At 50.1% G+C, this 15,885-nt stretch carries 13 protein-coding genes; 6 read left to right on the forward strand and 7 right to left on the reverse strand.

What is annotated here, in order from left to right; all coding sequences use genetic code 11:
• Window positions 1-354 precede the first annotated feature (354 nt).
• From QUA43_RS27485 to QUA43_RS27510, 6 genes are all read left to right on the forward strand, one after another.
• On the forward strand, window positions 355-1,926 hold the full coding sequence (locus QUA43_RS27485; RefSeq protein ID WP_333378433.1) for a protein kinase domain-containing protein: 1,572 nt from the start codon (window positions 355-357) through the stop codon (window positions 1,924-1,926).
• 520 nt (window positions 1,927-2,446) lie between these two features.
• Entirely contained in the window at window positions 2,447-2,779 is a 333-nt protein-coding gene (locus tag QUA43_RS27490; protein WP_333378435.1) for a DUF6825 family protein, read from the forward strand.
• 111 nt (window positions 2,780-2,890) lie between these two features.
• Complete coding sequence (locus QUA43_RS27495; RefSeq protein ID WP_333378438.1) at window positions 2,891-4,657, forward strand: AarF/ABC1/UbiB kinase family protein; 1,767 nt, start codon at window positions 2,891-2,893, stop codon at window positions 4,655-4,657.
• 414 nt (window positions 4,658-5,071) lie between these two features.
• Window positions 5,072-5,803 (forward strand): PP2C family serine/threonine-protein phosphatase, encoded by a 732-nt coding sequence (locus QUA43_RS27500; protein ID WP_333064224.1) that lies wholly within the window; start codon window positions 5,072-5,074, stop codon window positions 5,801-5,803.
• A gap of 92 nt (window positions 5,804-5,895) precedes the next feature.
• Window positions 5,896-7,098 carry an anhydro-N-acetylmuramic acid kinase gene (locus tag QUA43_RS27505; protein WP_333378441.1) on the forward strand — a complete coding sequence of 401 codons (1,203 nt, stop codon included), beginning with the start codon at window positions 5,896-5,898 and terminating at the stop codon, window positions 7,096-7,098.
• A gap of 80 nt (window positions 7,099-7,178) precedes the next feature.
• On the forward strand, window positions 7,179-7,628 hold the full coding sequence (locus QUA43_RS27510) for a hypothetical protein (RefSeq protein WP_333042233.1): 450 nt from the start codon (window positions 7,179-7,181) through the stop codon (window positions 7,626-7,628).
• 434 nt (window positions 7,629-8,062) lie between these two features.
• Here QUA43_RS27510 and QUA43_RS27515 read toward each other — a convergent pair whose 3' ends face one another.
• The 7 genes from QUA43_RS27515 to dnaK form a co-directional block, all read right to left on the reverse strand.
• Window positions 8,063-8,260: an NblA/ycf18 family protein gene (locus tag QUA43_RS27515; RefSeq protein WP_006635253.1), complete on the reverse strand. Its 198-nt coding sequence runs from the start codon at window positions 8,258-8,260 to the stop codon at window positions 8,063-8,065.
• Window positions 8,261-8,855: 595 nt separating this feature from the next.
• Entirely contained in the window at window positions 8,856-9,584 is a 729-nt protein-coding gene (locus QUA43_RS27520) for a biopolymer transporter ExbD (RefSeq protein WP_333378445.1), read from the reverse strand.
• A 15-nt stretch (window positions 9,585-9,599) separates the two neighbouring features.
• On the reverse strand, window positions 9,600-10,385 hold the full coding sequence (locus tag QUA43_RS27525) for a MotA/TolQ/ExbB proton channel family protein (RefSeq protein ID WP_333378448.1): 786 nt from the start codon (window positions 10,383-10,385) through the stop codon (window positions 9,600-9,602).
• 241 nt (window positions 10,386-10,626) lie between these two features.
• Window positions 10,627-11,877, reverse strand: coding sequence for a ribosome small subunit-dependent GTPase A (rsgA, locus tag QUA43_RS27530; RefSeq protein ID WP_333378451.1), 1,251 nt, complete (start codon window positions 11,875-11,877; stop codon window positions 10,627-10,629).
• A complete protein-coding gene (locus QUA43_RS27535) occupies window positions 11,874-12,164 on the reverse strand; it encodes a sulfurtransferase TusA family protein (protein WP_333378454.1) in 291 nt (96 codons plus the stop codon). The genes rsgA and QUA43_RS27535 overlap by 4 nt, the downstream gene beginning before the upstream one ends.
• A gap of 291 nt (window positions 12,165-12,455) precedes the next feature.
• The gene (dnaJ, locus tag QUA43_RS27540) at window positions 12,456-13,586 is read right to left on the reverse strand and encodes a molecular chaperone DnaJ (RefSeq protein WP_333378457.1); all 1,131 of its coding nucleotides are present in this window, start codon (window positions 13,584-13,586) and stop codon (window positions 12,456-12,458) included.
• Between the two features lie 132 nt (window positions 13,587-13,718).
• Window positions 13,719-15,848 carry a molecular chaperone DnaK gene (gene dnaK / locus QUA43_RS27545; protein WP_333378459.1) on the reverse strand — a complete coding sequence of 710 codons (2,130 nt, stop codon included), beginning with the start codon at window positions 15,846-15,848 and terminating at the stop codon, window positions 13,719-13,721.
• Window positions 15,849-15,885 lie beyond the last annotated feature (37 nt).

Genomic DNA, 15,885 nt, shown 5'->3' on the forward strand with positions numbered 1-15,885 from the left:
TAATTAATCCGAAACATCTCAAAAACTGGTTTACTAATTGCTGCTACTGTACCTCATAACATCCGGAAGTGCTGTATAACGCCTCTGGAGACATCGACCTCTGTTTGAGTGAGGAAACTCCTTCAAGTAAGTCGGGTCGCAGAAAGAGGAAGCCCAAACAGTGATGTTTGGAATCACCGTGGCTTTAGCGGGCGTGAGGATGTCAATACAGATAAAATGACGTGGGGATCCAAAGATTAAAGATATAGCAGAGCTAAAGCTGAAATGAGGGCGCCGATCGATCGAACCTCACCCCTAACTCTGCGAAATAACCCAAAGGCGGTAGCATAGTTTGGGAAACGGCATCAACTGAAGATGAACTTAGCCTCAGCAACAGTCCTGCAACAGGGCAAATACAAAATTAACGCGACTTTAGGTATAGGAGGGTTCGGCATCACTTACCGAGCTATCCACACCCATTTAAACCAAACAGTCGTACTCAAAACCCTCAACGAAAGTCTGCGCCAACACCCAGAATCTGCCCAATTTCAGCAGCAGTTTATTGCCGAAGCCCAACGCCTGTCGCGGTGTCAGCATTCCAATATTGTCAGAGTCATCGACTTTTTTGAAGAAGCCGGACAGTCTTTTGTCGCAATGGACTACATTCCGGGGCAAACTCTTGCCCAAATAGTCGAAACCGATCAGCCGCTGCCAGAAGCCCAGGCCCTGCACTATATTCGGCAGATAGCCTCAGCCGTAAGTACAGTTCACCACAGCGGATTGCTGCACGGAGATATCAAGCCAGAAAATATTATCCGGCGAGCCGATTCTCACGTCGTAATGTTAATAGATTTCGGAATTGCCCGCGGCTTTACCGCCGGCACCCAACAAACCCACACTAACTTGCTCTCCCCCGGGTACGCGCCGATCGAACAATACCTCCATGACGGTAAATGTACACCGGCCACTGACATCTACGCGATCGCAGCCACCCTCTACTACTTACTCTCCGGCGTGGCGCCCGTAGCAGCACCCCTGCGCGATCGCATTCCCTTGACTGAGTTACGGCAATTTCAGCCCAACCTCAGCCCAGGAATCGAGCGAGCCATCCTTCAGGGACTCGAAATCGACCCCCACAACCGCCCTCAGACAGTGGAAAATTGGCTCACCATGCTGCAAGAAACAGAGCGAGTATCAGTAAAAAGAAAAGGCAAGCAAAGTCTAAAATTGCCCGCACCTCCCCCGCCACAGTTGACTTTTCTGGCGTTTGTGGTAACGGCTGCAATTGCAGGCTGGATGGGTTTTGACCTAGCATCGCAGTACAACAGTACCAGTCTCAGTAATCGGCCCAAAATTGAGTCCTTCCCATCTCTCGAAGATTTGCTCAAATCCCGCGATTTGTCAGGGCCGATGTTCGGGCAGCCGTCTGTCGAAAGCAGCCCTCTCTACCCGATCGAACTCAACAAGCGTCCCAAACCCCCCTTAGACACCAGCAACATTCCCGAACAGATCGACGAACCCTCAGAAACTAGCGCCGAACCTTCTGAGTCTCCAAGCCAGGAAACTCCCGCCCCAGAGCCCGAAGCGGAACCGGAGCCATCGCCGACGCCCGAATCTGCTGAGGAGCCTTCTGAGTCCCCCATTCCAGAGCCTCAAAGCGAAATCGAGCCAGAACCCCAACCAGAAGCCGCACCAGTACCGGAAGTTGCGCCCCTGCCACCAGAACCGCCCGCCGCACCCGCCCCGCCTGCCCCTGGGAGTGCTAGCGCTGAAACCCTGCCGCCGTCGGAATCCCCGTCGCCAGTAATAGCCTCGCCGATCGAGCGATCGCCTGAGCCTGCGATACCGAGCCGCAGTGGCAACAATTCAGATAGTTCGATCGCACCTGATTCACCACCCCCTGTGGCAGATCCCACGATGCCTTTTCCCGAACCTGCGACAAATTAGTATGGTTTTTGTTGGTTCAAAGTGCGGACAAATACTTCGTTTTATGAGTCAGCAAATATCCGCTCAGTAGTTGAGATAATAAGGCCCTACCTAGCCAACGACTATCTTCCAAAAACTTCGGTATAATCTGAAAATCCCAACAGTCGCCGTCTGAGTTTATCGAATATTTCCTATTCCCTCTCCAATCCAAATGCCCGCAAAAAAATGCAGGACTGTTTTCTATTTTGATTTAAATTATGTTAGAATATGTGCGCGGCGCTGAGGTGGTGTGATGTCGCGTATTAATACTGCCAAGCTGCAAACATTTTGGTACAAAGCAACCCCAACCTCGAATTTGAGCCAGTGTAAGCGACGCTTTTGGGCTACGCCGTGGCGCGTTAGACTGTTCTAAATCTCAACAATCCTATCCCCGACACTCGGGGTGGGAGAGTCAATTCCCCCAAACTTCCTTCCTTTGGGAGCAAGCATCATCGGGGACAAGCAAGTTATAATTTGTTGCGGAAGCGCACAGAGATTTTTTATGAGTAAACCCCCAGTTCATGCTTTTTTTGTAGGCAGAGCACTTGCCGAAGCACTGTACGAGCAATTAGAAAGCGCAGCAACCAACGCTTTCTCTGAACTCGGCAAATTTGACGCCGAACAAAGAGAACGCCTGCGACAGTTCACCGATCGAGTTGTGGAACGGGCAAATCGAGCTTCGGATGAGGCGATGCAGACCAGAACTGGCACTGCAAGCACCACCACCATTCAAGACATCCATCCTGCAGATTTGCAAGCGACTATTGACGATCTGCGCGCCGAAGTGGCTCTGGTGCGATCGGAATTGCAACGCTACCGCAGCAGTTTGCCGTAGCGATCGATTCGACCACAACTATTATTTACTACGTGAGCGCATTGCTTTGCGCTCCTGCGCTCCTACTTCCAATCAAAGCAACAACATAAAATAAGCAAGTTGGGAACCCAAGTGTCTGCTCTCCTTGATGACTCTGTTAATCGCCAGCGCTCCCCCAAGCACACTGGCGAAGCCGATGAGCCAAAAACTGCTAGTAAATCCTACAAAAGTAAAGCTTATCGCTGGAATCGCGAAAAATACTCCCGGAAGCGGCGCTTCTTCGACATTTGGGCCTTTGTCTTGCTCTGGCTGGCTTCCCTCTGGCTCGACAGCAAAAATTGGAGCTACTGGGGAGGCGTGACTGAAGACAAGAAAGTTGCCAGACGCCGCTTTCAAGCTATCTGGGTTCGAGAAACACTCTTGGATTTGGGGCCCACTTTCATTAAAGTTGGGCAGTTATTTTCCACCCGCGCCGACTTGTTCCCCGCAGAGTTTGTCGAGGAACTTTCTAAGCTGCAAGATAAAGTGCCTGCTTTCAGCTACGAGCAGTTGGAGGTAATTGTCGAGCAAGATTTGGGCAAGACAGTTCAAGAACTCTACCGCAGCTTTGACCCAGTGCCTTTGGCCGCTGCAAGTCTGGGTCAGGTACACAAAGCTCAATTGCATTCGGGCCCGGAAGTGGTGGTCAAGGTGCAGCGACCGGGGCTGCGGAAACTGTTCGAGATCGATTTGCAAATTCTTAAAGGAATTGCCCGCTACTTTCAAAACCATCCTAAGTGGGGCCGCGGCCGAGATTGGATGGGGATTTATGAGGAATGCTGTCGCATTCTGTGGCTGGAAATTGACTATCTCCATGAAGGCCGCAATGCTGATACTTTTCGCCGCAATTTTAGCAACTGTGACTGGGTGCGGGTGCCGAGGGTTTATTGGCGGTACGCGGCTCCGCGAGTGCTGACTTTGGAATACCTGCCGGGAATTAAAATCAGCCACTACGAAGCTTTGGAAGCGGCCGGTATCGATCGTAAATTAATCGCTCAGTTGGGCGCAAAAGCTTATTTGCGCCAGTTGCTCAACGACGGCTTTTTCCACGCTGACCCACACCCCGGCAACATCGCTGTTAGTGCTGACGGTTGTCTGATTTTCTACGATTTTGGCATGATGGGGCAAATCCAGTCGAACGTCCGCGAAGGACTGATGGAGACGCTTTACGGCATTGCTTCCAAGGATGGACAGCGGATTATGGATTCTCTGATCAATTTGGGAGCTTTAGTGCCTACGGGTGATATGAGTCCGGTGCGCCGCAGCATCCAGTATATGCTGGATAACTTCATGGACAAGCCTTTTGAAAATCAGTCTGTGAGCGCGATTACCGACGACCTTTACGATATTGCCTACAACCAACCTTTTCGCTTCCCAGCTACTTTTACTTTTGTAATGCGAGCTTTTTCCACCATCGAAGGGGTGGGCAGAGGTTTAGATCCCGAGTTCAACTTTATGGAGGTGGCACAACCTTTTGCCATGCAGCTTATGACTAATGGAAATGGCCATGATACCAGTAGCAGCATTTTTAACGAAATCGGCCGTCAGGCGGCTCAGGTGAGTTCGAGTGCTTTGGGTTTGCCCCGCCGGATTGAGGAGACTATTGATAAACTCGAACAGGGAGATTTGCGGATTCGCGTCCGTTCTGCCGAAACAGAGCGCTTGCTTCGCCGCATGAGCAGCGCTCAAATGGGTACCAATTATGCTTTGCTGATGAGTGCTTTTACTTTGTCGGCGACAATTTTGTTTGTCAGCAATCAAGTCTGGCCGGCTGTCGCTGTGGCACTGCTGGCGGCGGGTGCAGGGTTTGCTATGCTGCGTTTGTTCAAGCGGATCGATCGTTTAGACAGGATGTCATAATTGTGCAATTTGCGATTTGAAATTTCAGGTTTGAGATTTCTCGCCAGCCAAAATTTGACATCGAATGTTAAGTTTTGGCTGGCTGACCACAGATTGCTGAAATTTACAACACTTAGGCGCTTTGAGGCTAAAAAACCGTTTGCTGCCTAAGTTTTTCGCCAGCAAAACCTCTAATTTTGGGTATAAATCCAGTTTTTTTTGCAGGTGCTGCTGAATTTACTGGATTTACCGAAATTTTAAGATGGGATTACCATCAAACGATCTACAATATGAGGTCAAGGAAGTGCAATTTTTCCAAAACTCGCGATCGCGGGCTGCAGAATTTCAAGCCCGTTCGGGATTTAAGTTTTGGAATAAAAAATCGCACCCCATTAAATCAAGCTTTCAAGTTCGATGAGTCCAATCACCCAATCTATGAAACGCTCTTTCGCAGGTAAGACAGACACAGGGCTAGTTCGTTCCGTAAATCAGGATTCGTACTACATAGACTCTGACGGGCGATTTTTCATAGTGGCCGATGGAATGGGAGGACACGCCGGAGGTCAAGAAGCGAGCAGGATTGCGACTCAGGCGATTCAATCTTATTTGCTCGAACATTGGGAAGGGCCAGAGGATTCTCCGCTGTTGTTGGAAAAGGCTTTTTTAATTGCCAATCAAGCAATTTTGACGGATCAGCTCGACCACCCGGAGCGTGCTGATATGGGAACTACGGCTGTGGTTCTAATGTTTAGGGATGAGGGCCGACCCTGGTGCGCTAATATCGGGGACTCTCGCTTGTACCGACTGCACGGATCTCGCTTGGAACAGATTACTGAAGACCAGACTTGGGTGGCTCAGGCTGTGAAAAGAAAGGCTCTAACTCCTGACCAGGCTCGCACTCATCCTTGGCGTCACGTTTTGTCCCAGTGTTTGGGCCGCGATGATTTGCGGGAGATAGATATTTTGCCGGTGGACGTGCAGCCTGGGGATCGCTTGCTGCTCTGCAGCGATGGCTTGACTGAAGAACTTTCCGATCCTTTGATAGCTTCGCCTCTGAAGTCGATTCGCGCGTGCGAAGGTGCTGCAAATGCTTTAATTCAAGCAGCTAAAGATAAAGGTGGACGCGATAATATTACTGTGGTGATCGTAACGATCGACCTCAAATAATATTCGATCGCCCTCACGCACCCGACCATCTAAAATCGAAAAATCGAAAAATCGAAAAATTGAACAATCTAAAATCTAAAATCTAAAATAGAATGACCCGCGTTATCGGTTTGATCAGCGGCACGTCGGTGGATGGCATTGATGCTGCTTTGGTGGATGTGGTCGGTTCCCAAACAGACTTGAAAGTGCAATTGGTGGCCGGCAAGACTTTCCCTTATCCTGCTAATTTGCGATCGCAAATTCTCTCGGTTTGCAGTGGCTCAGCTTTGTCAATGGCTGAACTAGCGGAATTAGATGATGCCATCGCCCAAGAATTTGCCACGGCGGCATTGACAATTCAAGCAGAATATGATAAGGCAGAATTAATCGGCTCTCACGGTCAAACCGTCTACCACCGACCTGCTGGGAAAGCGCAGAAAGACAGCGCCGGTGCGTTAATGGGCTACAGCTTGCAAATCGGGCGGGGCGCGCTAATTGCGGAATTGACAGGAATTACTACTGTCAGTAACTTTCGATCGGCAGACATTGCTGCTGGGGGTCAAGGAGCACCCTTAGTGTCAATAGTTGATGCCTGCCTGCTGGCGGAACCCAACATCAGCCTCTGCATCCAAAATCTGGGGGGAATTGGCAATGTTACCTATCTTCCGGCAAGAGGAAAAAGGGGAAACAATCACGAGTCTGAGATTTTCAGTCTTGGGGATGGCATATCGGGCTGGGATACAGGCCCGGGGAATTCCCTCTTGGATTTGGCAGTACAGCACTTCTCAGGCGGCACTAAGACGATCGACGAAGGTGGAGCTTGGGCGGCATCGGGCACTCCCTGTCAAGCTTTAGTCGAGGATTGGCTCGCATCAGAGTTCTTCCGCCAAGCACCGCCGAAATCAACGGGGCGAGAGCTATTTGGTGTAGACTATTTTGACAGGTGTTTGGTCGAGGCCCAAGGTTACAACCTCAGTCCTGCTGACGTGCTGGCTACTCTGACAGAACTGACTGTTGCCTCGATCGTTCACAGTTACCAAACTTTTTTACCGGCTATGCCCGATCGAGTTTTACTATGCGGGGGCGGCAGCCACAATCTCTACTTAAAACGCCGATTGCAATCTCAATTGCATCCAGTGCAAGTGTTGACTACTTCTGAGGCAGGCTTGAATGTAGATTTTAAAGAGGCGATCGCTTTCGCGGTTTTAGCCGCATGGCGAGTTCGGGGCATTCCCGGCAATCTGCCTCAAGTTACTGGTGCCCGGACACCGGTACTTTTAGGAGAAATTAACTCTTGTTGGCATAGTTGGGCGTGATAGCATAGAGTCTGAGGGACAACGGCTGTGCGTTGTTGCACCAGCATTGTAGCCAGCAGGAAAAGCATAGGAACAGCACTGTGGCTCACACGTTTTTAATGGAATCTGGCCAATGGACGCTCGAAGGAAGCTGGATTGAGCGCAATGGCGTGCCAATTACGGTTAAAGGCAAAACTTTAGTGAGCTGGAACCGAACAGATTGGTTCAGTATGGTGACCAAGCTCGTATTTCCTGGAGGCGATCGCGAAGAGATTATTTTGCAGTACCGAGGACACCTCAACAGCGATGAACGGCAGTATACTTTTGTACTCCAACACAGCGAACTCGCCCGCGTCGAGGGCGAAGGTTGGATTGCTCCCCAGTCGATCGTCCAGCGTTATTGGGTATTGGGAGACGAACGCCAGCGCCGGACAGGTTTTGATACCCTTCACCGGGTTGATGACAACCGCTACTACCAATCTAGCGGCATCATGTCTGGTCATTACTTGACGAGTACAATGGAGGCGACTCTGGAACGTCAGCCGGAATAACTCTTTCTTGAGTCCACAGTTGCCAGTTCTAGGGATTGATGTGAAAACTGAAGGTTTTGCTAGTCGGAGGTCGCGCTCAGATGTCCGACTAGCGCCATTGTTGTCTCACCTCATCCGCTGCAACTAAAGACAAATATATTGAATTTGTTGAAAATTTTAAGTGGTTAAAAAATTAACACTTTTTATTAATAGTTATCCAATTTTCGAGTCGAGGCGCGATAAATTATTTTTGCGCTCTCCGGTGGTGTCGATCGACAAACTGCTTAGCTCGACTCCCCAATTCGAGTGAAATCCACAAAGAAACTGTCCAATTTTCCTCAAGTCTCGATACAGGCCTTCTACCTTCTGCCTTCGAGTGACGCCCCATCACCCCCAACTCCTTTCCGCATGAGGGAAGTGAGTAAGAGACGGAGGTCGCCGACTGCGACTCTTGGTTACTCAACGCCTGGGTTAGGTTCTAAACCCCAGTGGTGTTTCAGAAAATGGCGGTACATTGTTTCCCGCAGCATCATTTGCTCGTAAAGCTTGACCAAAAACTCCTGAGCTTGTTCGCGGCTCATGTCACTTACCTGTGTTTTGAAGGAACACAGGCTAAATTGCTGTTCCAAAGACAATTCTGCTGGTTGGCTCATGACTTTGACTCCTCTGTAAGTAAAGGTGACTTAAAAGTGAACACCTGGATTAACCAGATTTGTAAGTTGTTTCAGCGATCGACCGTTGGTTTCGGGATGCCCGATGGCCCATCTGGCTTTAGTCTATATTACAAAAGGTAACAATTATTTGACAAAATTACCATCTGTCCTAGGAAATAACTTACTTAGCGATAGAGATGGCGAGATGTCTGCAAAAGTTCCTTCCGCAGGCACATACAAGTGTATCTACTTGTCAAGAGAAAAAAGGCTCAGTACGAACCAAAAGAATTGAAGCCCTTTATACCAAATCCGGCGGAGATTCTCTGCGCGAGGGGGAGAAGGGGAGAGGAGAAGAGCGGGAGATGAGGAGATGAGGAGAGCGGAAGAGCGGGAGAGGGGGAGATGAGGAGAGGGGGAGATGAGGAGAGGGGAAGAGCGGGAGAGGGGGAGATGAGGAGATTGGGAAAATTTGTATTTCTCTGTTCTCCCTTTTTCCTTCTTCCTTCTCCATTCTTCCGACCGACATCGGACGGACATCGGACTGACATCCGTTACATCCCGTACATTGCTCGTTGCCGAACCTTCTTCCTTTTAACTAATTCGAGGGCCCGCCATCCTGCGGTGGAGTGGCGATTCCGGGACTGAAATTGGGAGCAGCGGGTGCAGGCGAAACAGGAGGAATGCCCTGATTTGCCCCAGAGTTGCTAGGCTGCTGTGGAGCCGGGAGAGGAGATTGAAACTGATTGGGATTGAACTGCTGCTGCCCGGGAGCGGGGAGAGGAGATTGAAACTGATTTGGGTTGAACTGTTGCTGCCCCGGAGGCACAGGAGACGGCAGAGGTTGACCGGAATTTCCGATCGCAGGTGCCGCAGGAATGCCAGAATTGGGCAGCGAGGTATTGGGCAATGGGGAGGAAGCCGAACTAGGAAGAGTTGCCAGGGCAACTCGATCGCCCCCTACCTCTCTCAATTTGTCTAAAACCTCGACAACTTTGGCATATCTAGCATTTTGAGGAGCGTACAGCACCATCAACCCCGTAGGATTTTGGCTTTGGAAACTCTTTAAAACTCGATCGAGCTGTTGGTAATTAACAGGCAATTGGTCGATATAAGTTTGACCGAAATCGTCAATGCTGACAATCAGCATCTCTCGCATCTGTGTTTGTCCCGTCTTCGCTTTAGGCAAATCGACATTAATTGCTTGCTGGCGAGTCAGTTGCAAAGCAGCCAGGAGAAAAAACGTCAGAATGCAAAAGATCACGTCAATTAAAGGCACCAGTTCAATCCGAGCCTCTTCAGCAGGAGTATCTAGATTAATCTTCATCAGTTCTCAGGAGTTTTAATTATTAGAAGGTGAATCTTCAGCCGGATCGGAACCTTTCAATTTCGGCTCCCGGTTCCGTTCTCCCGATTCTTGAGAATTGGGAGAACGCCTGTTCAAACCATCTGCACCAAAAGAAGAATTGCTGTATTCTGCACCGGGTGCTCGACCCTTAGCATTAGCTGCAGGCCAGTATTGCCTGTAAAGCAATTCCAGTTCATTTCCAGCTTTGCGAAATATTTTTGCCTGGTTGAACAAAAAAGCTTGAAATATGCGATAAAACACCAAGGTAAAAATTGCTACTACCATCCCAGTAGCAGTCGTGATCAGGGCTTCGCTAATCCCCAAAGTTACGCCAGTTGTTGCCGAGGTGCCGATGTCGCCCAGACGGATGGAACTGAGCGAGTTAATCAAGCCCAAAACTGTTCCCAGCAAGCCCAGCAAAGGTGCTAGAGCGATCGTCGCTTCTAAGATTTTGTCACCGCGGCGCATCGAAGCCAACTCTTCATCGGCTGCAGCTTCGAGTGCGAGTCGAAACAAATCTGGTTCGGGATTGTAAAGCCGCAGGGGTGCAGAAAGAAATCGCCCGATCGGCTGTCGGTTAGCTTGTCTGGCAATCTCGTTAGCCGCCCCCCAATCGCTGCGAGCCGCTTCCAGAATCCGGTTAACTATCTGCTTTTCTTTGCTCAGGAGGCTTGCCCAAAACCACAAGCGCTCGATAATGGTACTCAAAGATAGAATCGATAACAGCAACAGGGGCCACATGGCGGGGCCGCCTTTTTGAAACAGTTCTTGAATATTCACAATATTTTTGCTCCTGCAGTACCCGCTAACTTTTGCTTCTGTTCTACTTTTTTTAACAAATCTAAGGCCATTTAATTTTAGCTATTAATGTACTCAGGACTTACGCACTCGCGACTAAAGAAAGCCGGTTTTGCGAACGGGGCATCGGGATGCAAGCAAGTATTTTCGTCGAGGAAACCCGGTTTCTGAGTAAGCCTTGGTACTGTTTTCTAGTGCCTACGGGCGATGGGCGGCGACTTCCTCACAATTCCTCTAAGTCTTGACACATATCTTGGAGTGATTGGTGTTGAAGGCGGCGGGAAGAGCGACGATATTTTTTAGTTTGCAGCTTCGGTTCGTAATGCTGCGTACCATCCGACTTGGTTTGCTGCTTCAAACTCGATTCGGCGCTACTAGAGTTTTGCTCTTGTTGCTGGCGGACGATCACCTCTTCGAGAAAATTCAAGTAATACTCGTAGCGCTCCCAACCGCCCCGCACCACACAGTTAGGCTCGTCTCGGTGCGAACAGTCGCTAAACTGGCAGCTACCCAAAGCCAGCCTCTGGCGCGCTTCTGGGAAATATTCCGCTAACTCTGAGGGATCGCATTCGAGAGCCGGCTGATTAAAGCCCGGAGTATCGGCCAAAAGTCCGCCGCCGGGGAGTTCAAATAGTTCGACGTGGCGAGTCGTATGGCGCCCGCGGCCGAGTTTGCCGGAAACAGCGTTCACTCGTAGATTCAGCGCCGGGATCAGTTGGTTGATCAAGCTGGACTTGCCAACCCCAGAAGGGCCACAAATTACCGTTATTTTTCCTTGCAGGTGGTCTAGAAGCAAGTTCGGCAACGGGCTATGTACGGGGTTTAACGGATGTAACGGCTTGACATAATTTGGAACTTGGGGGTTATCCTCATAACTCAGCAGAGATGGCTCTATATTCTCCACTAAGTCATGGAAAGCTGGTTCCGAGGCATAAACTTCATTTTGACCATTAGCGGGGGCTTCCTGGACTCCTGCACCGCTGCGGACGCTAATAAACATTGGTTCGTAGCCCCAGCCTGAAAGCCGATCGCGCCACTGTTCCAACTCATCGGGCGTGACCAAATCGCATTTGTTCAGGCACAAACTAACTTCTAAACCTGTAGATTCGGCCTTGACTAAAAACCGAGTTAATGATGCGGGATCTAAGTCTGGTTCAGCAAGGGCAAAAACGAGGAGAATGCGATCGGCATTAGCTACAGGCGGGCGGTTGAGTTCTGTTTGGCGGGGGAAGACTTCAGAAATTGCTCCCCGGCGGTCAGTCCAGTCCGGTTCGTCTACCACCACGCGATCGCCCACCATCACCTGTTGGCCAATTTTTTTGAGTCGAGTGCGACGAGTGCACAGGAGAATCGGAGAATCCGCGAGGGGAGCATTTTTCCCGTCAATGGAGACTTCGGGATCTAACCTCACTTGGTAGAAGTTAGCCTGAACAGCAATTACAGTACCCACGATCGAGGACGAATTCAGACTCATCCTGCTTCCTTGTCTTCTGGGCGCTGCACTTTCATGGAAAAATAGCCCGACTCCGGCTGATCCGCGACAAATTGCGTTTCGAGAATCTGGTAGCCTTCCATTTTGAGACTATCAGGTACTTGTTCGATCGGCTCCCCAGCATCCAGCCACACCTCCAAAACAGCACCCGGTGCCATTTGCTCCAAGCGCAGTTTAGTGCGGACAAAATTCAGAGGACACGGAGTACCACGCAGATCGATTTTGGCATCTGGGGATTTGGGACTTTCAATTTTCGATGTTGAATTCATAATGCTTTTTCCAATCTCCAATCCTGAAAGCCTCAGTTTTTTAAACAAGTTGCCTGGAAACTGGAGAATCTAAAATTTTGTGTCCAATTGGATACAGACTATTATTGTTTCTGAAAAAAGTGAGCGCAATTGCGCTCACTTTTTTGAGCGCTGCTGAAACGCAATGCCCAGGAAGCGTCCCACCTGAGATTTTTGTGAGCAATTGCACACAATTTTTTGACCGATACTAAAACAAATGGCTGGGGAATCTTCAAACAGGAAAATTTGACACCAATTGGTGTCAAAAATTGCTTATTTCTGAAACAAATTGCCCAGAAACCCTTCTATACCGCCTTTACCGGTACGATCGCCCTTCAGCTTAGCAAGCTGCATCAGCAACTCCCGTTCCTCAGCCGTCACCTTAGTCGGAATGTCAATCGACACCGTAATCAAATGATCGCCGCGACTGACTGGATTTCCCAACCGAGGCACCCCTTTTTTCTCCAAAGTCAAAACAGTATTTGCCTGAGTTCCGCTAGGAATCAACAATTCCGTCGGCCCGTCTACGGTTTCCACTTCCAACCGGCACCCTAAAATTGCTTGCAAATAACTAATCTTAACTTCCGAGCTAACGTTAGTGCCGTCCCGCTTAAATAGCGGGTCTTCATTCACCGCCAAGAACACGTAAAGATCCCCGGGCGGCCCGCCCAGTTTGCCGGCATCCCCTTCATTAGAAACGCGCAAGCGAGTACCGTTGTCAACCCCAGCCGGAATGGTGATTTTCAGCTTTTTCATCACTTCTTTCTGGCCCCGGCCGCCGCAAGTTTCGCACTTATCCTCAATCACTTGCCCGGTGCCGTTGCAAGTGGGGCAAACTGAAACTTGAGTAAAGCTGCCGAAAGGAGTGCGGGTAGCGCGTCGGACTTGACCGCTGCCGGTACAAGTCGAGCAAGTTTGGGGTCGGGTTCCCGGTTTCGCGCCGGTTCCGGTGCAAGTTTCGCAAGTTTCTAGATGCTTGATGCGGAGTTCTTTTTCCCCACCAAACACTGCTTCCCGAAAATCCAGCCGCAAATCGAGGCGCAAATCGTCTCCGCGCACCGGCCCGCTGCGCCTGCGACCTTGTTGTTGTTGGCCACCGACGCCTCCCTGAAAGCCCTGAAAAAAGCTTTCAAAAATATCGGCAAAGCTGTCACCAAAGTCTTGGAAGCCAGGTGCGCCTGCACCGCTGACGCCTGCTTCGCCGAAACGGTCGAAACGGGCGCGGGTTTCGGGTTCTGAGAGTACCTCGTAGGCGCGGTTAATTTCTTTAAACCGCTCCTCGGCACCGGCTTCTTTGTTGACATCTGGATGGTACTTGCGAGCTAGGCGGCGGTAAGCACGCTTAATTTCTTCTTTGTCTGCGCTGCGAGAAACGCCTAATATTTCATAGTAATCACCGGCCATAGAGCTGCTTGCCTGGAGGTAAATAACAAAAAGTGTACGAAAAAGAAACGGGCGACCTTTCCTGAAATTACCGATTAAAAATCAAAAATTCTCATTGTTAATTTTTAACTTTTAATTTTTAGCTTTTCAGTTTTAAAGGAAAGGATTCATATCATCAACTTCTGGTTCGGGAACCTTCTGTTTTTGTTTTGACTGTGGACTTGGCTGTGGACTTGGCTGTGGACTTGACTGTGGATTTGACTGTCGTTTTGACTGTCGCTCCGGCTTTGATTCCGGCTTTGGTTCCGGCTTTGGTTCCGGCTTTGGTTCCGGCTTTGGTTCCGGCGCCACCAGCAGCTCTTCTTTCAGCAAAATGCTGTCGTCGTCCGCTTGAACCTCTTCTGGTTCTGATGATTCTACTTCTGATATCATCTCGCTTTCAACAACAGCTCCCGACGGGGCTACCCCGCTGCGGGCTTGGTCGTAGACTGCTGTCCCCAGCGAGTATAGCAGTTGCTTGAAAGATTCGATTGCGGGCGTGAGTTCCTCGACTGTGATGTCGGGGTTAGTCATCGCTGCCCGCAAGGCTGCTGCGGCTGTTTCCGCTTCGGCCTTGAGCTCGTCACTCAGCAGTTGCGCGTTGGTTTTTAAAGTTACACCACAATTATAGACGAGGGAGTCAGCTTGATTTTTGAGTTCGACGAGTAGAGCGCGCTTGATGTCCTCGTCGGCGTAAAGTTCGGCTTCTTGTCGCATCCGCTCGACTTCGGTTTCGCTCAATCCCCCTGTATTGGAAATTTGGATGCTTTGTTCTTTTCCGGTTCCCTTGTCTTCAGCGGCAACTTTGAGAATCCCGTTGGCATCGATTTCAAAGGTAACTTCGATTTGAGGTACGCCTCGGGGGGCTGGGGGAATGCCTTTGAGCAGGAATTTGCCGAGACTTTTATTGTCTTTAACCAATGCCCGCTCGCCTTGGAGTACGTGAATTTCTACCGAGGTTTGCCCGTCTGCCGCCGTGCTGTACATTTGCGATCGGCTGGTGGGAATAGTTGTATTACGCTCGATTACTTTGGTAAACACCCCGCCCAAGGTTTCGAGTCCCAGGGAGAGCGGCGTCACATCGAGCAGCAGCAAGTCTTTGACTTCACCACCCAACACCCCGGCTTGAATTGCCGCGCCTACCGCTACAGCTTCGTCGGGATTGACAGATTTATCGGGAGAAACGCCCCCAAAATACTTGCTAATTGCCTTTTGAACTGCCGGAATCCGGGTTGAGCCTCCCACTAAAATAATCCTGTCTATGTCTTTGGGGGTCAAACTTGCGTCTTTGAGGGCTTGAGTCACCGGATCGATCGTCGCTTGTACCAAATGAGCCACCAGTTTTTCAAACTGAGCTTTGGAGAGTTCCATTTCCAAATGCTTCGGCCCTTTGTCGTCAGAGGAGATGAAGGGCAAGTTGATTGAGGTGGATTCCCGGTTGGAGAGTTCGATTTTCGCTTTTTCCGCCGCTTCTCGGAGGCGTTGCAAGGCCATTTTGTCTTGTGAGAGGTCACTGCCTTCTTGAGTGCGGAAAGCTTCTACCAGCCACTGGACTATGCAGTCGTCAAAGTCATCTCCTCCGAGATGGTTGTTACCGGAGGTAGCGTTGACTTCAAAAATTCCGTCTCCCAGTTGCAGGATCGAAACGTCGAAAGTACCGCCGCCCAAGTCAAAGACCAAGATTTTTTGTTCTATATTTTGCTTGTCTAGCCCGTAGGAAAGGGCTGCGGCCGTCGGTTCGTTGACGATCCGCAGGACTTCTAGACCCGCGATCGTACCGGCGTCTTTAGTAGCTTGCCGTTGGGCGTCTGTGAAGTAGGCTGGGACTGTAATCACGGCTTGGGTAACAGTTTGCCCCAAATAAGCTTCAGCATCTTGCTTGAGCTTTTGGAGTACCATTGCCGAGATTTCTTGGGGAGTGTGAACCTTGTTCCGAATTTGGACGTTAACGGTATCGTCTTTGCCTTTTATGCAGGTATAGGGAGTCCGCGCTCGTTCTTCTTCCGTGTCGTCCCACCGCCGCCCGATAAATCGTTTGATACTGTAGACAGTATTTACAGCATTAGTTACAGCTTGCCGCTTGGCTAGTTGACCTACTAAGCGATCGCCCGCCTTGCCGAATCCTACTATACTCGGAGTTGTGCGGCCACCCTCGGAATTGGCGATCACGACGGGTTTACCGCCCTCTAACACAGCTACGCAACTGTTAGTCGTGCCTAAGTCAATTCCAATAATTTTTCCCATAGCGCCTCATAAAACTTTGTGGGATGTTTGGAAACCT

Origin of the sequence: Microcoleus sp. N9_B4 (genome assembly GCF_036701635.1) — a bacterium.
Classification (GTDB): domain Bacteria; phylum Cyanobacteriota; class Cyanobacteriia; order Cyanobacteriales; family Microcoleaceae; genus Microcoleus.

Bases quoted from the DNA above. Each gene is read 5' to 3' on its own strand.
- QUA43_RS27485 (WP_333378433.1), top strand. From the start codon at position 355: ATGAACTTAGCCTCAGCAACAGTCCTGCAACAGGGCAAATACAAAATT.
- QUA43_RS27490 (WP_333378435.1), top strand. From the start codon at position 2,447: ATGAGTAAACCCCCAGTTCATGCTTTTTTTGTAGGCAGAGCACTTGCC.
- QUA43_RS27500 (WP_333064224.1), top strand. From the start codon at position 5,072: ATGAAACGCTCTTTCGCAGGTAAGACAGACACAGGGCTAGTTCGTTCC.
- QUA43_RS27505 (WP_333378441.1), top strand. From the start codon at position 5,896: ATGACCCGCGTTATCGGTTTGATCAGCGGCACGTCGGTGGATGGCATT.
- QUA43_RS27515 (WP_006635253.1), bottom strand. From the start codon at position 8,260: ATGAGCCAACCAGCAGAATTGTCTTTGGAACAGCAATTTAGCCTGTGT.
- QUA43_RS27520 (WP_333378445.1), bottom strand. From the start codon at position 9,584: ATGAAGATTAATCTAGATACTCCTGCTGAAGAGGCTCGGATTGAACTG.
- rsgA (WP_333378451.1), bottom strand. From the start codon at position 11,877: ATGAGTCTGAATTCGTCCTCGATCGTGGGTACTGTAATTGCTGTTCAG.
- QUA43_RS27535 (WP_333378454.1), bottom strand. From the start codon at position 12,164: ATGAATTCAACATCGAAAATTGAAAGTCCCAAATCCCCAGATGCCAAA.
- dnaJ (WP_333378457.1), bottom strand. From the start codon at position 13,586: ATGGCCGGTGATTACTATGAAATATTAGGCGTTTCTCGCAGCGCAGAC.
- dnaK (WP_333378459.1), bottom strand. From the start codon at position 15,848: ATGGGAAAAATTATTGGAATTGACTTAGGCACGACTAACAGTTGCGTA.